Source organism: Halomonas sp. ND22Bw (assembly GCF_003011945.1).
Classification (GTDB): Bacteria; Pseudomonadota; Gammaproteobacteria; order Pseudomonadales; family Halomonadaceae; genus Halomonas; species Halomonas halophila.
Window position 1 is genome coordinate 1 of record NZ_PXWD01000420.1, and the last position, 340, is coordinate 340.

Sequence of the window (340 nt, forward strand, 5' to 3'; positions counted from 1 at the left end):
TGAGCCAGCAACTGGCGCAGCGCGATCCGATGCACCTCGACCTGGTCGTGGACACGCGTGCGCTGCACACCGAGCTGCGGCCGATCGCCGACACCATCAACCGCTTCGTGCGCCAGTTGCGTGCGCACTCCGAGGCGCAACGCCGCTTCATCGCCGATGCTGCGCACCAGCTGCGCACGCCGCTGGCGATGCAGGCGTCGCAGATCGAGTTCGCGCGCTACACGCGCGAGCACCGGCAGGACTGGGACACGCGCCGCGCCGACATGGACGCGATGTGGGTCGACATGCAGAACAGCAACCGCCGACTGGTCGCAGTTACCAACAAGCTGCTGCTGTTGGC

1 protein-coding gene is annotated in these 340 nt (G+C 67.6%); it reads left to right on the top strand.

Going from position 1 to position 340, the window contains the following annotated elements:
- A partial coding sequence (locus tag CVH10_RS18720; RefSeq protein WP_369335877.1) for a histidine kinase dimerization/phospho-acceptor domain-containing protein occupies positions 1-340 on the top strand: 340 nt, incomplete at both ends.